Origin of the sequence: Telluribacter roseus (assembly GCF_017355915.2) — a bacterium.
Classification (GTDB): domain Bacteria; phylum Bacteroidota; class Bacteroidia; order Cytophagales; family Spirosomataceae; genus Telluribacter.
On sequence record NZ_JAFEUV020000007.1, the window covers coordinates 69,436 to 86,833 of the forward strand.

Annotated in this window: 7 protein-coding genes; 4 read left to right on the plus strand and 3 right to left on the minus strand. The window is 50.4% G+C overall.

Annotated features, from left to right (window positions below; genetic code table 11):
• Nucleotides 1–726 precede the first annotated feature (726 nt).
• Both JTN23_RS14445 and JTN23_RS14450 read right to left on the minus strand, forming a co-directional pair.
• Entirely contained in the window at nt 727–1,182 is a 456-nt protein-coding gene (locus JTN23_RS14445) for a TM2 domain-containing protein (protein ID WP_247235562.1), read from the minus strand.
• An 880-nt stretch (nt 1,183–2,062) separates the two neighbouring features.
• On the minus strand, nt 2,063–4,564 hold the full coding sequence (locus tag JTN23_RS14450) for a phosphocholine-specific phospholipase C (RefSeq protein ID WP_247235563.1): 2,502 nt from the start codon (nt 4,562–4,564) through the stop codon (nt 2,063–2,065).
• An 857-nt stretch (nt 4,565–5,421) separates the two neighbouring features.
• On the opposite strand from JTN23_RS14450, the gene JTN23_RS14455 reads away from it, so the two are divergent.
• The 4 genes from JTN23_RS14455 to JTN23_RS14470 all read left to right on the plus strand — a co-directional run bounded on the left by JTN23_RS14455 (nt 5,422) and on the right by JTN23_RS14470 (nt 14,452).
• A complete protein-coding gene (locus JTN23_RS14455) occupies nt 5,422–8,670 on the plus strand; it encodes a SusC/RagA family TonB-linked outer membrane protein (protein ID WP_247235564.1) in 3,249 nt (1,082 codons plus the stop codon).
• An 80-nt stretch (nt 8,671–8,750) separates the two neighbouring features.
• Nucleotides 8,751–10,529 carry a RagB/SusD family nutrient uptake outer membrane protein gene (locus tag JTN23_RS14460; protein ID WP_247235565.1) on the plus strand — a complete coding sequence of 593 codons (1,779 nt, stop codon included), beginning with the start codon at nt 8,751–8,753 and terminating at the stop codon, nt 10,527–10,529.
• Nucleotides 10,530–10,627: 98 nt separating this feature from the next.
• A complete protein-coding gene (locus tag JTN23_RS14465; protein ID WP_247235566.1) occupies nt 10,628–12,508 on the plus strand; it encodes a heparinase II/III domain-containing protein in 1,881 nt (626 codons plus the stop codon).
• A gap of 9 nt (nt 12,509–12,517) precedes the next feature.
• A complete protein-coding gene (locus tag JTN23_RS14470) occupies nt 12,518–14,452 on the plus strand; it encodes a heparinase II/III domain-containing protein (protein WP_247235567.1) in 1,935 nt (644 codons plus the stop codon).
• Between the two features lie 144 nt (nt 14,453–14,596).
• On the opposite strand, the gene JTN23_RS14475 is transcribed toward JTN23_RS14470, so the two are convergent.
• Nucleotides 14,597–17,278 carry a S8 family serine peptidase gene (locus tag JTN23_RS14475; RefSeq protein ID WP_247235568.1) on the minus strand — a complete coding sequence of 894 codons (2,682 nt, stop codon included), beginning with the start codon at nt 17,276–17,278 and terminating at the stop codon, nt 14,597–14,599.
• Between the last annotated feature and the right edge of the window lie 120 nt (nt 17,279–17,398).

Here is a 17,398-nt window from a genome sequence, read left to right on the forward strand (position 1 = left end):
GAAGTGCCTCCTACAGACAGGAGGCCTTTTCCTATATAATTTTTAAATGGTGGGATACAGTAGTGTTTTATCATTAATAGGTATGGATTAGTCGGGTACTATTGGTGCTTAGCTCACTTCTTCCTGTAATTAGCGTGCCAGCAGTAGGGACTTATCAAAATCAGCGTTGTTGACATACATTCATCCTATGCCTGTAAGTCAATGTGGGGTATATACGCAATAGCTGAGAAAACATTTCCCCATCAACTAAGTCATTTGCAGCAGGTATAGATTTTGAAGCAACCTATTTTGATCTATCCTACAGCTTCTTAAATCTTGAATTTGTACTATTTGTTACCATAGGTAACTTTGACTTTTAAGACTACCTGCGAAAGGATCTCCTATCTATAAATACTTTAATTCCAGGATCGTGAAAAAAGTGATTCAGTCAGACTTTCGCCAGTCTTTACTTACTGGCTATCATCCTAAGCTACCTATTACCGCACACCAGACAGAGAAAATAGCATTTTTTACTTTTCTGCTGTTATTCCTTCTGTTCATATTCGCTACTGTCTCCATATAAGCACATTAGCTATTGATAAGGTTCTACAAGTGAAACTTATCAGGCGGTATGTTATATGAACCAGTATTTGTACTAAATAATAAAGCCCCACTTGGTGTGGGGCTTTATACTTATACATGGAAGCCCTTGTGGGAGTTTTAAAAACTAGACCACTCAGACTTCTGTTACTGTAAATCTTCTGTGGTATTCACGTTCGTAACGGTAAAAGAGTATTTCCCCGGTACGTAGGCCACCTTCTCTCCATTGTAGTACAAAGCGGTTGTTCTGGAAATGGCTCTCCTTCCTGATCGTCCCCGAATTGCACCTGAAGCTGCGCTTTCTTCGGGGCGGATATCCGTTTCATCAAGTAGGCTACTCAAACGTGCCTCCTTAGATGCACGCATGGAGAGCGGGTTACCTGAATTCATAGAGTAAGCCCCGTTGTTGTACTTAACATCAAATGATTTTCTGGATTCACTGAAAAACACCAGCGCATCAATAAATCCTAAAATAACAGGAATGAATGTCCAGCAAAACAGCAGGTAAAAAACGGCAAGCACAGGTTGCCCCAGGTAAAAGCGGTGGAGACCTAGCCCACCCAAAAACAGAGCTATCAAGCCAGCAATATTCTTATCTTTCATAGTAAAGCAGAGGAGTTACTTTTTGACGATAACAGATATACGGTGTATATTATTACCATTCAATTTTCATTTATGGGTTAAATCAATCAGGTTGGCCTTATAAGGTTTCTGGTGCTACACCAAGGCTAAAAGCGCAGCATCTGAGGCATTTAGATGGCAGTAAACTACTACCACCAAATTCAAAATTCGGGCTTCATTTACTTGTATACTGTTTTATCCATAGGCAAATTTTTTAGTTAATACTATACTAGTTAATCAGGTCATCAATAGGAAAAAGCCTAAAATACTATGTACCATTTCGTGTTTAGTAGTCCTATACGCTGAATTAGCCATTAGGTTAATGAGGGCATACCTTTCCCAATGATCCATTTGTATGGATAGAGTACAAAAATAAGTCAGGTTGAATCAATGAAGCTAAACTGAGCATACAGTTAGCCCCTCTCGCTTTTAAGCAGTGCGTATATAATGTGAAGCAGCGTGTGTTATTCTAAAAAACTACGTACCGTAGCTTGCTAAAATTTGGAGCAATAATTAGACCATCTATTTACTGCTTTTTAAGATGTTAATGAGTATGCATTAAATTTCCGAACGATTCATAATACCAGTCTTTTCTTGTAGCTTGACCAACTACTAATACCATTGATGCTGTGGGGAAAGATCTGCCTGTTCAACTACCTGTGATTGATAAAAAGGATAAAAGATACCATGTTCTGGTTTTGTCGGCATGAATCCATGTAACTATAAAGTAGAGTTGTTTGAAAAACAGAATGCTACGAAAGTAGCTAACAGGTTGATGTTAGACTACTTCCATAGCATTCTTCAATAATGTATCGTAATAACCAGTCCCGCTCACGGCAGGCATACATCAAATAGTAGCTTTTTAAATTACGGTGCCACCCATCTGTGGATCACTCCAGCCCCCTTTTCCAGTCTCAACCCGTCCGGCGTAGCTACAATGAAAGTGGTCAAATCCTTCAACCCCAACGGTGAAATCGTACCATTGGAAACTCTTTTTTAGATCCAGCTCAACCGTTAGCTCGGAGCCTCTGCTACCGACTTTGGACAGCTCAAGTCGCTGGGGCTTGGCATGGTAGGCATTATCTGTAATCCTGATTTGATACGCACGGCCGGGATCATGATTAATTAGTTTCAGTAGTACGTTTCCGGTAAACTGACGGTTAGTACCCTGCTTGTACTGGCACGATACCTGGATGGCCGGTTGCTGACTCCCGCCTTTGAATTCACGATAGAAGCCATTGGGCCCGTATACCCGCAGATGGTACTCTTCCTTCCACGTATCAACAAGGGTATCTCCGGCGGCGACGGCGTAGGAGCGAACGCGCAGGTCGTTATCAAAGATCTGGTACACCTGAAACGGAGCTCCCAGGGCTTGTTTACCAAATACCTCGTTGCGGGCTGCCAGGGTCAGCTCAAGCTGCCCCTGCTGCCAGCGGCTGTCAGCGTATAGCTCGTACGGCAGGGCACACGCAGGCCGAACGCCCTTTTCCTGTCGGGGCATGTAAGGTGCCGTGGTCGGACTGGTATTGATCTGAGCGATTTCCTGCGGGCTAAGTACCTTAAAGCCCGTAGGTACCTCTTTGAACTGGGCCTTGTGGATGCTCTCTATGAACGGTTTTTTCTTCACAAAGGCTGGTAAGGCTATCTTCTCCCCCTGATAGGGACGAAATACCGATGTCAGATCACCACAGACAGTGCGCCGCCAGCTGTTGATGTTTTTTTCCTCAACGGGTGCCCCCTTCTTGTGGCTCAGGAAGCGCTCCAGAAACTGCAGTACCGAGGTGTGATCAAATACCTCGGAACAGACATACCCTCCTCTACTCCAGGGTGATGCAACGACCAGCGGTACCCGGAAGCCAAGCCCAATCGGTCCGGTACGCCCACCATTACTGCGCCGACTTTCCTGCTCCTGGGTGACAAATTCAGACCGGGTGTCGATACCTTTACTGGTCAGGCCGGTTTCGGGCTGGTCGGGATGGGGAGGCACAAAGGGGGGAACGTGGTCAAAGTACCCATCGTTTTCGTCGTAGGCCAGGATGAATATGGTCTTTTTCCAGACTTCGGGATCTTTGGTCAGGATGTCCATAACTTCCGACAGGTACCAGGCCCCGTACCAGGGAGCGCCCGGATGGTCAGAAAAGTTTTCGGGAGCTACGATCCAGGATACGGTCGGTAGTTTTTTGTTCTCTACATCCGACCGGAACTGGTGCAGCACATCCCCCTTGGGTACCTTCATGCGCCGCTCAGTATCACCATCCTGATAGACCATCGACTCCAGTTCGCGGTAATCCGGATCACCCGTGTTGGTGGAAAACGCTTTCTTATGAATATTTTTTTCACGCTGCGACAAGGCTTCAAACTTTTCCGGGGCGTACTCCACCAGCTCACGTTTGACGGTTTCTAACCAGGCCTTCTGCCGATTCAAATCTCTTCGGGTACTTGCGTAGTCTTCATCTCCCTCTTTCAGACCTTCCAGCTTCTTTTCCAATTTTCCGATCCGGTCCGGCAATACGGCCGACTCCTCTTTGATGTACGCATAGTAGGCCGGATGAAAGCGAACCCGGTACTGCGAAAACCACTCGATGGGATTATCGGTGAAGTTAGCCAGCCAGCTATCCTCTTCACCCGTCAGGCCTGTATCTATACTGATTTCATTCTGGTAAATCTGCCACGAAATCCCCTGCTCCTCTAACCGCTCGGGAAAGGTTTTCCAGCTGGCTTCTGATCGGTAGGTAACATTTTCGTTGCGGACATTGGCGATGGCGTTGGGATCACGTGGGTCACGGGCGGTACCCGTCCATAGGTACAGGCGATTGGGAGTCGTACCCGTCAGCGAAGAACAGAAGTTCTGATCACAGACCGTAAAGGCATCCGCCAGGGCGTAGTAAAAGGGGATGTCCTGCCGGTCGTAGTACCCCAGGGTAAGTGGCATTTTAGCATACTCCCGATTCCCCGATTTCTTAGCTTCCAGCCATCCGTCGTATTTCCCCTCATTACGCGCATCTACCTGGTTTTCCCATGAGTGCGGTAACGCGCTCATCCAGGTCGCTTTGGTATCCTTAATGTTGAGTCGGAAGGGCGCATAGGTTTCACCCTTAGCGTTGGACTGAAGCCATACTTTATTCTTGTTGGGTAGATCAATGGCCCGCGGATCGTTGAAGCCCCGGACGCCCTGCAGGGTACCATAGGTATGATCAAAGGAGCGGTTTTCCTGCATCAGAATGACTACGTGCTCGGCATCCAGATAGGTAGTACCCGCTGGCGGGTCTATCACATAGGCTCGCTGGATTGATTCAGGCAGGATACCGGACAGTCCCGTTGACAGGAGGGCGGCCTTTTTTATAAAATCTCTTCTTGAATTCATGGGCTGGTTTAGGAATGAAGAAATACGTAAAAGTTGATGCTATACCGGGTAGTCGGCAATTTATAAAGGATTTTCTTCCAGAACAGGAAATGTATGTTAAGGCTGAATGAAACCTAGTCCAAATTACCTATGCAAAGGGGAAAGAGAGTGGATGCTGTCCCCTTACCCGATCAAAGAAAATGGACGGAGCACTAGCATGGCCCGGACACGAAATACAGCATTAGGCATGGCTAGAATCAAAACTGACAAAGGAGTCAGGGCCAGGTGTCTCTGACTCCTTTTCTTTTCCAGATTATGATGATTTAGTTGAGTAGAGGCATTTATTATAGTAGAATTAAAGTACCCTATCTGTATTCTGAACCAGGCACATGCTTATCGCTGATTATCAATCGTTACAGCCTTAGTAAGCTGTCGGTTAAAAATATTTATAATCTTTTTTAAATTCTTCCAAAGGCATCGGTAGATGTAACTAAATACAGACTTTGACTGACAAATTTATTTATAGGTGCCTGGATATTACCCGAAGGTTACATTCTTAGATATCTATACCCCCAGTACCTGACTAGCCTTTCAAATCAAAGTAAATAGGAAGCTGGCAAAGAGGGACCTTGCATTTTCTGGTTCACGCATTTACGATCTAAAATCAAAGGCTCCTGATTCAATGGAGCCTCCCGGTAGTAATAATTCAAAAGGAGCATACAAGACTAACCTGCTGATCAACTAGCTGTAACACAGTACATCCAGCTCCTTTCTGAACTGAGTACTTTACGACATCATTCCTTACCTATTCTTCCAGTACCTACCCGATCGGGTAGTAATTCCAGTACTTATTGCTCACCTAATTTACCAGTAGAATCATGAAAAAACATGTACCGTACTGCAGCCCGTTACTCCGCAGGAGTACGCGCTTAGTGGCTACTTCGCTGATGCTTTCTATGTTGCTTACCGGAGGGGCTGCCGTAGCCAATGACGAAAGTAACCATGCCCCTCGCGAAAGCATTTTCCGAACGCCCAAAAGACTCATATCTGGTAAGGTTACCGACGACACGGGTGCTGGTTTGCCCGGAGTGAGCGTAGTGATCAAAGGCACTACACGCGGGACTACCACCAATGGTGATGGTCAGTTTCAACTGGATGTGCCGGAGAATAACACGATCCTGGTTTTTAGCTTTGTGGGATATACCTCTCAGGAAATAGTAGTAGGCAATCTAAGCACAATCAACCTGAGTCTGAATGTGGAAGACAAGGTACTGAATGAGGTGGTGGTGGTAGGCTATGGTACCCAGGAAAAAGTCAACCTGACCGGTGCCGTGGGCGTGGCCGATTCCAAGCGGCTCGAAAATCGTCCTATCGCTAATGCGGGCGAAGGCTTACAGGGCGTAATTCCCAACCTGAACGTCGGCATCCGGAATGGTGACCCTGCCCAGGCTACCACGTTTAATATCCGGGGATACCAGTCAATCAATGGAGGTAGTCCTTTAATTCTGGTTGATAACGTCCCGATGGACATTAACCGCATCAATCCCAACGATATTGAAAGCATCAGTGTGTTGAAAGATGCCTCAGCGGCAGCTGTATACGGAGCACGGGCCGCTTTTGGTGTGGTACTTGTTACTACCAAAAGCGGAAAATCGGGCAAGGTACAGGTCAATTTCGGCGCGCAAACTTCGCTGGCCAAGCCCATCTTCAACATGGATGTGGTGACGGATCCCTACCAGTTTGTACTCGCCCGGAACAGAGCTAACATAAGGACCAACGGCAACCCGTCGTATAACGAAGACTTTGTTGCGGCGGTCAAGAAATACTCTGAAAACCCGATCCCGGCTAACGAATGGGGCGTGGTAAATGGGGCACTTCAGTACTATGGCTATAACCGGTACCAGGAAAAAATAATGACCGACTACGCCCCCACCGATCAGCAGGATTTGTCCATCTCCGGTGGTTCAGATAAGTCAAAATTCTTCTTTTCGCTGGGTCGTTTCAGCAAGGATGGCTACCTGCGCGAGAACAACGAGAAGTTCAAGCGCTACAACGTCCTGATGAAGGCTGACTTCAAAGTTAACGACTGGTTGAGCTTTGATGAAAAGGTAATATTTAATTCACAGAACAGCAATAAGCCCCACTTCTACAACTGGGACGTGAACATTAATTCGCTGGCGCGGGTGAACCCTATTCAACCCATCCAGTTTCCGGACCTTGAGTATTACGTCACTCCGGGTGACCGCGACAAATACGCCCCCTACATTGGCAAGTACTTCGGTGGCACCAACTTCTTTCCCTACCTGTTGAATGGTGGCCGCGAAACCTTCACCAGAAATGACATCTGGCTCACCCAGGGCGTAACGCTGACCCCGTTGAAGGGGTTAAAAGTGATTGGTAACTTCTCCTACAATATCTTCAACAACATCCATCAGGATGTACAGAGTAAGGTAGAAATCGTTGATGCCAACCTGTTGGCGGCCAACCCCATCAGCAATGGTTTTAGCGGGGATGACTGGATCAGAAACAACAATGATTACAACCAGTATTACGTATTAAATGCCTTTGCCGAATATACGCTGCAAAAACTTGGCAAACATAACGTGACTGCCCTGGTGGGTTTTAACCAGGAGCGGGGCCAGAACCGTTACGTAGGGGCTATGGCCCGTGCGCTGATCACACCCCAGGTTACGGACATCAACGCAACAACCGGTGTGCAGCAATCCTTCGGAAGCCAATCGCATGTAGCCCTGCGGGGAGCCTTCTACCGCCTGACCTACAATTTTGACAATCGTTACCTGGTCGAATTCAATGGTCGGTACGACGGAACTTCGCGTTTCCCCAAAGACAGCCGCTTCGGTTTCTTTCCCTCCATTTCGGCCGGCTGGCGTATCAGTAACGAAAGCTTTATGGCGGGAACTGCCAGTTGGCTGGATAACCTGAAGCTGCGGGCCTCCTACGGTACACTGGGCAACCAGTTGCTGGGTAACAACTTCTACCCCTACGTATCTACGATGGGTACGGGCCAATCACCTTACATGTTTGCCAACAGCACCATCCCGTTTGTATCCGCGGCCGGACTCGTAAGCCCTACCCTCACCTGGGAGTCAGTAACCTCGCAAAATATTGGCCTGGACGTAACAATGCTTAAGAGTCGGCTCGATTTTTCCTTTGACCTGTTCGCCCGCGACACGAAGGATATGCTCATGAATGTCTCGTATCCGGATATTCTGGGTACGGCAGCTCCCAAGCAGAACGCCGCTGATCTGCGCACCAAAGGCTGGGAGCTGGCCCTGACCTGGCGCGATAGAATCAGAACTAACTGGAGCTATGATGTAACACTGGCGCTGGCTGACGCTACCTCAACCATTACCAAGTTCGAGAATCCATCAGGAGCGCTGCCCAATAATAGTAGTATATTCTACGTAGGCCAGAAAATCGGGGAGATCTGGGGGTATGAGACAGTAGGTATTTTCCAGTCGCAGGAAGACGTCAAGAACGCTCCTGACCAGTCACGGATTGGTAATAACTGGCGGCCGGGCGACATCCAGTATGCCGATCTGAACGGGGATGGAATCATCAGCCCAGGAAAAAACACCCTGGCCGACCCCGGAGACCGTAAGATCATAGGCAACACCACTCCCCGGTATAGTTTCGGAATTAATGCCAGTGTTGCCTACAAGGATTTTCGGCTTACGGCCTTCTTCCAGGGCATTGGCCAGGCAGACTATTCACCTGACAATGGCAACTGGACCTGGTTCTACCCCTTCAATGCTGGTCACGTAGAGAATTACTATATCACCGATACCTGGACAGAGGAAAACCGGGGTGCTTACTTCCCCGCTGCGCACATTTCAACCAGCGACAAGAAGAACGTCCAGACCCAATCGCGCTTCCTGCAAAAAGCGGGGTACATTCGAGCCAAAAATATCACCCTTAGCTATAACCTGCCACAAAGCCTTATCAGCAAGATCGGAATGACGAATGCGCAGGTATTCGTAGCGGGGATGAACCTGTTTGAGTTCTCAAAGATTCGCAAGCCACTCGACCCTGAAACCATTCAGACCCAGGTTATCGAATATCCTATGCAACGAATTGGCACCCTGGGAATTAACGTATCCTTTTAGTGGATAGTGGATTATAAGAAATGCTCCCGGTGAGCAACTTGAATCAACACATCCACAATACAACATCTAAACAATTCACTATGAAAAAGATATTTCTTAAACTTGGGTTAGGCTGCCTTACGGCGGTGGCGGTCAGTGCCTGCAACGACGACTTCCTGGAAAGGTACCCCTTGGACCGGATCACGAACGAAACCTTCTGGAATACGGAGAATGACCTCGCCGTATATAATAACAGCCTCTATGATCTGATACGGGTGGAACCGAACGTTCCCATTCTGCAAGGCCATAACAACGGCTTCGACAGCCATTTTGGAAGCATATGGAATCAGGATGAGCTTTCGGATAATCTGGCTCCCATTGAACCCCGCCATACCTTCTTTCAACAGATCAGGAGTGGCAAGTACACCGTACCCGCCAACCCCGACTGGTTTGGCTACCGGGGCTGGAACTTTGTCCGGGCAATCAACGTAGGCCTGGAAAACTACAACCGCGCTAATGTATCACAGGCGGTCAAGGACAAGTACATCGGCGAGGCGCGCCTGTTCCGTGGCTGGTTTTATGCCGATAAGGTAGCCAAGTACGGAGATGTACCCTGGGTAGAGCGGCCACTGGATATCAATTCGGAAGAGCTTTTCGCCGCACGAACTCCTCGTGAGGAGGCCATGAAAAAAGTGCTGGAAGACCTGGACTTCGCCACCCAGAAGCTCCCCAACAGCTGGGGTGATGGCGGCGCCCCTGGCCGGGTAACCCGCTGGGTGGCTCTCCTGGCAAAGGCCCGGATCTGTCTATTTGAGGGTACTTTCCGCAAGTACCACGGTGGCAGCGACGCCAATATGTGGCTGGAGGAAGCGGCAAAAGCCTCCAAAGAAATCATGGACAAAGGACCTTTTCGCCTCTACTCGACCGGAAATCCCCAACTTGATTACAATGCCTATCACCGCGTATTTGATCTGACGGGTAACCCCGAAGTAATGTACTGGCGCAAATACAAGGTCGGTGTATATACCAATCACATCCAGTCGTATTTCAGCTACACGGGGGGGGCCACCAAGAGCCTTGTGGAGGATTACCTCTGTACCGACGGGCTACCTATCTCGCTATCACCACTCTACAAAGGGGACGACAAAATCGAGGATGTTTTTGTTAACCGGGACCCACGCCTGCGCCAAACCGTGCTTCATCCCGAAGATACGAAGCTGTATAACTACCACATGGGCGATGGACTTCCCTATCCCCGACTCAACGGCATGGCGGGCGGCTTCACTACCACAACGGGCTACCACATTATCAAGCATTACAATGCGGCCGATCTGATCGGTAAGGCCTTCGATACGGGCGAATCCCCCGCCATTATTATGCGTTTTGCTGAAGTACTGCTCATTAATGCCGAGGCCAATGCCGAACTGGGTACCATCACCCAAACCGACCTGGACCTGACCATTAATAAGCTGCGTGACCGGGTGGGTATGCCGCATCTGGAGATAGGCAAAGTACCGGTAGATCCTCGCTACACAGCTGACGGTGTTTCGCCCCTGATTCAGGAAATCCGCAGGGAGCGCCGCATTGAACTGTTTATGGAAGGACACCGGTACCAGGACCTCATGCGCTGGAAGCAGGGCAAAAAATTGACTATTCAGACGATGGGAATGCGGTGGAATGATGCCGCCATTGCCCGGTATCCCAAAGCCATCGTAAAATCCAAGGTAGATCCTGTCTCGGGCAAAACCTACATAGACGTATACCAGGGCACCGACTTCGCTATTCCGGTTTTTGACGAAAAAAAGCACTACCTGTGGCCCATTCCGCTGAACACCCTGGCCCAGAACCCAGCCATTAAGCAGAATCCCGGCTGGGAGTAACCTATTTTACTGATCATTCTTAAAAAGCAATCCGGTAGACCTTATAATAGTCTACTGGATTGCTTTTTACTTTATTGACCACTCAATTCCTAAATCCTATGAAATTCCTGACCATCCTTTTGTCCACTCTGGTGCTCTCCCTGGCTACAGGACTGCATTCCGGAGTAGCCCAGAACCTGCCCGCTCCGCCCGACCACCCCCGCTTGCTCCTGCTGGCCGGGGAAGAAAAGCAGATCCAGAAAGCCATAGCCGCTGATCCAACCTGGCAGAAAATGCATGGGGCCATTCTTTCGGAGTCGGACCAGATCGTTCAACTACCTCCTATCGAGCGTATCCAGATCGGCCGAAGGCTGCTGGACAAATCACGAGAGGCCCTGCGCCGGCTGTTTCATCTATCCTATGCGTGGCGGATGACGCAGGATAGCAGGTACGCGCAGCGCGGGGAAAAGGAAATGCTGGCCATTGCGGGCTTCACCGACTGGAACCCCACCCACTACCTCGACGTAGCCGAGATGACCATGGCCATGGCCATAGGCTACGACTGGCTGTACCCGGTGCTCTCTCCGCAGTCCCGAAAAACCATTGCTCAGGCTATTACCGAAAAAGGGCTGATGACTTCCCTTGATGATCAGTATAATGCATTTCTCCGGGTATCTAACAACTGGAACCAGGTATGCAATGCGGGAATCAGCTTTGGCGCGCTGGCCTTGTATGAGGATAATCCGGAGCTATCGAAGCAACTCATCCAGCGGGCGCTGACAACCATCAAACTACCCATGAAAGACTATGCCCCCGATGGCGCCTACCTCGAAGGATACAGCTACTGGGGCTATGGCACTTCGTTCAACGTACTATTCATCAGTGCCATGGAGAAGGCCTTCGGTACGGACTTTGGCCTGTCGCAGGAGCCGGGCTTCATGAAAACGGCCCGGTACATGGAGTACATGACCGGTCCCTCGGGTCTATCCTTCAATTACAGCGATGCCAGTTCGGGCAAAGGAAGTCTTCATCCGGCCATGTTCTGGTTTGCGCAGAAAAGCCAGGACCCCTCTCTGCTTTGGGTGGAGAAAGGGTACTTACAGCAGTCTGACTACTCCGCTTTTACCAAAGATCGCCTGCTCCCGGCGGTGATGATCTGGGGTGTTTCTAATCCTCTCAGCAAAGTCACTCCGCCGGCCTCTACCTTATGGACAGGACAGGGCAAGAATCCGGTAACCATGATGCGCAGCTCCTGGACCGACCCGGGTACTATCTATGTCGGATTCAAAACGGGTACCCCCTCGGCCAGTCATGGCCACATGGATGTGGGCTCTTTTGTGATGGAATCGGATGGAGTACGGTGGGCGCAGGACCTGGGCATGCAGAATTACAATTCGCTCGAGTCAAAAGGGCTGAACATCTGGGGTGGAGAGCAGACGGCTCAACGCTGGCAAATTAAGCGCTACAACAATCTGATCCATAATACCCTTACCGTCAATGATCAGCACCAGTTGGTAAAAGGCAAGGCCCGAATCAACGCGTCCGGAACGAGCGGCGCATTGAAGTATGCTGTTTCGGATTTGTCCGGAGTATACGAAGGCCAGCTTGCCGGTGCCCAACGGGGAATCGGAATCGTAGGGGATGCCTACGTAGTGGTACGGGATGAAGTAAAGGCGGCCGACAAACCAGCCAAAGTCAGGTGGGTAATGCTCACACCCGCGGAGGTAACCATCAATCAGGATAATACCGCCCTGCTCACCCATAACGGCAAAAAACTTACTCTCCGGGTGACTACTCCGGCTTCGGTACAGATACAGACGTGGAGTACGGCTCCCACCACCGACTACGACGCCCCTAACGACGGCACGCAACTCGTAGGCTTCGAGTACGAGGTACCGGCAGGTACTTCCCAGACTTTACAGGTACTACTCCTACCCGAGAAAGCCTCAGCTACCAAAAAGACCCTTGATCTCCCCCTGGCTCAATGGGGCAAAAAATAAGGTACAGCAATGAAAAAGATATTGATAATAGTAATGACCCTATGCGTTTCGACCCTGCACGCGCAGGTTACCCCCCGAAACATCCTGGCGAAGAAGTATTCACAGGAACAGGTAAAACAAGCATTGGTCCCGCGTGAGCAGTACAAGCCCTACCCAACTACCCCTCAGGAATGGAAAGCCGCCGTACCGGATTCAGTTCTGACACGGATTGTAAAGGCCGGTCAAGAACAGCTCACTTATACCTTTGAACCCATCACAGCCTCCACCGCCCTGGACTTTGTACGCTCAGGTGACCGCGAGCGGCACAGTGGCATCTCCTTTGGCAAGCGGAACGCCATGGTAGACCTGATGCTGGCCGAAAGCGTGGAAGGGAAAGGTCGCTTCACAGAAGCCATTCTGAATGGAGTATGGTCCATCTGCGAAGAAAGTTTCTGGGGAGTACCTGCCCATATAGGTAATACGGGGTTGCCTGATGTTGAAAACCCGGTGGTAGACTTGTTTGCGGCCGAAACAGCCGCCGTTCTGGGGCTGGCCGACTACTTTGTGGGGGATCAGCTAGATAAGATAAATCCGCTGGTACGCAAGCGCATCTACTTTGAAACCAACAGGCGATTATTTACACCCATGCTGACCAAAGGGGATACCTACGGCTGGAATAGCCCTACCCGCCCCGTTAACAACTGGAACCCGTGGATCATGTCCAACTGGATTTCAGCCACCCTGATGCTGGAAAAGGATGAGGATCGCCGGGCAGCCATGATCCACAAGTCAATGACAGATCTGGACCGCTACCTGAACAGCCTGGGGGATGATGGAGGTTGTGACGAAGGTCCTAGTTACTGGACCGCCGCCGGAGCCAGTGTATACGACTGCCTGGAGCTACTCAGTGACGCTACCAATCGTACAGTGAATCTATATGATGAGCCACTCATCCAAAACATGGGGGGCTACTTCTACAAAGTACATATTGACGAGCATTATTTTGTCAATTTTGCCGATGCCGACCCCAAACTCATGCCGGACGGACTTCTCCTGTACCGGTTTGGAAAAGCGCTCAATGATGAGCGTATGGTGGAAATGGGACAGTGGGCATTGGGTAAATATGCTCAGTCGTCCCTGGCACCGAGCCGGTTCCACCGCTTCCGTTTTATCAAGAATCTGCTGACGGCCCAGCATATAGGCCCGACAAAATCTTCCTATAAAAAAGTAGAGGACGCCTGGCTTTCGGACATACAGGTTCTAACGGCCCGGTCCAGCAACGGCCTCTTTCTGGCTACCCACGGAGGCCATAATGCCGAAAGCCATAACCATAATGATGTGGGAGACTTTATGCTTTATGCCAATGGCGAACCCGTCATCATTGACGCAGGCCGGGGGAACTACACCGCCCGCACTTTTTCGAACCAGCGGTATGAGTTGTGGTTTACCCAGTCACAGTACCATAACCTACCTATCATCAATGGCTTGGGCCAACTAGCGGGTCGTAATTTTGAAGCCCAAAATGTAAGTAGCCGTATCTCAGATAAAGACGCTTCCCTGACTATGAATATAGCACCGGCCTACCCACCCGCAGCCGGGCTTACCAACTGGAATCGTAAGGTGACCTTGAACAGAGCTAAAAATCAGGTGGAGGTAACGGATGAGTTTACGATGCAGCAAAAGCCGTCCTCTTTACAGGAAGTATTCATGACTATTGCGGACGTAGACACGACCAAACCCGGGCTCGTGAAGCTAACTACCCCCGGCAGGCAGACATTCGTTCTTCGTTATGATCCTAAAGAATGGAAAGTGTCCACTGATTATCCTTCTACCGATGGTATGGAATACCGGAGTTTCAAAACAAAATGGGACAACCGCCCGGTACAGCGTATTCTGCTATCTAATATTTCCTTGTCCCAAAAAGGGAAGCACAGCTTTACCATCGCCCCCTATACGCCAAATTAATGAGGGTGAATATTTACCTAGCAATGCTAACTGCTTAGAAAGCTTATCAGTAGTTACTAAACACAAAGAGCCGGGGAATACCTCCGGCTCTTTGTGTTTAGTAAAAGACGCTGAACTTACTTGACGTCCCAGTCAACCCAGAGGTTATACTGGTTTCAGATCCTGGGTATCCCTCACTACCTCAATAGGTATCAACAAGGTAGGAAGTAGGTTGTGGAGACCGTTTCTAAACCACGCTCCGGCGTTGCCGAAGCCTATGATGTCAGCACGTTTATCGCCAGTAAGCTTAGCCAGGAAGCGGGGATGCTGATCGACCCGCCAACCCTGAGCATAGCCGTAGTTAGCCACCACCATCTGCGGAGCCTTGAAGGTACCATCGCCGTTATTGAACGAAACCCAAGTACCCGCTGTACCAAAACCCACGATATCAGCCCGACCATTCCCTGACATGTCAGCCATAAAACGAGGATGCTGATCGACCCGCCAGCCACCGGCATGGTAGCCAAAATTAGGTACTACCATTTGAGGAGCCTGAAAAGTACCATCGCCGTTGTTTCGTGATACCCATACCCCGGCATTACCAAAGCCCACAATGTCGGCCCGGCCGTCTCCGGTAACATCCGTCATGAAGCGAGGATGCTGGTCGACCCGCCAACTACCAGCGCTGTAGCCGAAGTTAGCCATGACCAGTTGCGGAGCCTGGAAGGTACCATCTCCATTGTTACGCGACACAAATACGCCAGCGTTGCCAAAGCCTACAATATCCGGACGACCATCACCGGTTGTATCTGCCAGAAGTCGTGGGTGCTGATCCACCCGCCAACCCTGTCCGTAGCCAAAGTTGGCTACCACCAGTTGCGGAGCCTGGAAGGTACCATTGCCGTTGTTGCGCGACACCCATACACCGGCGGTACCAAAGCCTACAATGTCGGAGCGCCCATCGCCCGTCACATCTACCATAAAGCGGGGGTGCATGTCAACCCGCCAGCCCCCGGCATTATAGCCAAAGTTGTCCATCACCATCTGTGGTGCCTGAAAGGTGCCGTTCCCGTTGTTACGCGATACCCATACTCCGGCATTACCGAAGCCCAAAATATCAGCCCGGCCATCACCGGTTACGTCAGCCATGAAGCGTGGATGCTGATCGACCCGCCAGCCCCCGGCACTGTATCCAAAGTTAGCCACCACCATCTGCGGAGCCTGGAAGGTACCATTACCATTGTTGCGTGATACCCAAACCCCAGCGTTACCGAAGCCCACAATATCATCACGACCATCGCCGGTCACGTCGGCCATGATCCGTGGGTGCTGGTCTACCCGCCAACCCCCGGCATTGTAGCCGAAGTTAGCCATGACCAGTTGTAGGGGTCGGGCCCGCTGTACCGCCAGGGCCGCATTAATCCGACCATAGCCATACTGGTTGCTCCGGCCGTGTACATCATAAGCAGCGGCAGCAGATGCGACTTTGGTAGCAGATCCCTGCAGGAGGTACCGGATTCCTTCCGGTCTTAACCCCGGATCTACGCTCAGCATCAGGGCCGCTACCCCGGCGGCCAGTGGCGTAGCTGATGAAGTTCCCCCAAAGCCACTGGCATCTGCGGCCTGGCAGTAGTCTCCGTTGGGGTTGGTATTATACCCAAAGGCCCCGCGTACATCGGTAGTTTCTATACGTAAAGTACCTCCACTACTGGGTGCCACAAAATCAAGTCCGTTTCCATACTGGCTGTATCCTGAACGTACATCCCGGTTTGTACTGGCCCCTACTCCGATGGTTTCGGGTAGACTGGCCGGATAGGATACCGTATTGGTACCACCGTTCCCCGTTGCGCAGAACACGGTAACGCCGTTATTAACGGCCCGGCGAATGGCCGCCGTCAGCGTGTTATTGGGCGTGATACTCCAGGAGCAGGAGATGATCTGCCCTCGCTGAGCAGCCCAATCAAAGGTCTGTGCCCAGGTATCCCAGGTATGAGCTCCCGCAGCCCGTAGGGGTACTATCCGGCAATTAGGCGCAATACCTACTACCCCAAGACCATTCTCCGCTGCTGCTATAACACCGGCACAGGCGGTACCGTGGGCATCGCCATTGTTAGTCGCGTCATTATCATTGTTATCAAAGTCCCGACCCGGATCAATGTTAGCAACCAGATCAGGATGATTGATATCAACTCCTGTATCATGTACAACCACCCGGATAGTGGGACTACCGGTAGTAATAGCCCAGGCTCCCAGAGCGTTCACATCCGCCCCGGCAGTACCCCCACCCTGCCCGGTATTGCGAAGATGCCATTGACTTATGAAGCGGGGCGCATCCTGCGGAAAATGAAAAGTGGGCGCCTGCACGGAGTTGGGTTCGGCGTATTCTACAATATCCTCGGCGGCCAGTTCATTGGCAAGTAGTAGAGGAGCATCCTCCTCCGGATCATTGACCCGAAACTTCCAGTAGTCAGGGCCCTTTTCAATAACTACACCATCCACCTTTTCCAGCACTTTCTCCCGCTCCTGCTCAGATGCCCCTTCCTTAAAACTGATCAGAATATCATTAGTCAGTACGAACACGTTTCCTTCCGGATCCTGAAAAGCGGCCCGCGTGTTTCGGATATCCGGGTATGATTTCATCTCCTGCAGCTTCTGCTTTTCTCCTCTGACAATGAGCAGTTCCGGAGGGTAAGTGGGATCAATGGCTAAGCGGGTTGATCTGCCCAGACGGGATGCCACGGTGGCAGGATGCTCGTCCCTTGCTGGCGTGACAAGCCGTACATCTTCTACTTTTTTCAGGGGAACCTGGGTTCCTCCTACGGTGAGAGAATAGTTCTCGATACTCATGTTGGCCTCCTTTCGGTTTAGGTGTAGAATATAATGAAATAGACAGAGCTTTGATCATGGCCAAACCTACGGAATGGGATGACAAACACTCCGGCTTATTAGTCGGGATGCGGATAGAAG

Coding starts and splice junctions, on each gene's coding strand:
- JTN23_RS14445 (WP_247235562.1), bottom strand. CDS start 1,182: ATGAAAGATAAGAATATTGCTGGCTTGATAGCTCTGTTTTTGGGTGGG.
- JTN23_RS14450 (WP_247235563.1), bottom strand. CDS start 4,564: ATGAATTCAAGAAGAGATTTTATAAAAAAGGCCGCCCTCCTGTCAACG.
- JTN23_RS14455 (WP_247235564.1), top strand. CDS start 5,422: ATGAAAAAACATGTACCGTACTGCAGCCCGTTACTCCGCAGGAGTACG.
- JTN23_RS14460 (WP_247235565.1), top strand. CDS start 8,751: ATGAAAAAGATATTTCTTAAACTTGGGTTAGGCTGCCTTACGGCGGTG.
- JTN23_RS14465 (WP_247235566.1), top strand. CDS start 10,628: ATGAAATTCCTGACCATCCTTTTGTCCACTCTGGTGCTCTCCCTGGCT.
- JTN23_RS14470 (WP_247235567.1), top strand. CDS start 12,518: ATGAAAAAGATATTGATAATAGTAATGACCCTATGCGTTTCGACCCTG.
- JTN23_RS14475 (WP_247235568.1), bottom strand. CDS start 17,278: ATGAGTATCGAGAACTATTCTCTCACCGTAGGAGGAACCCAGGTTCCC.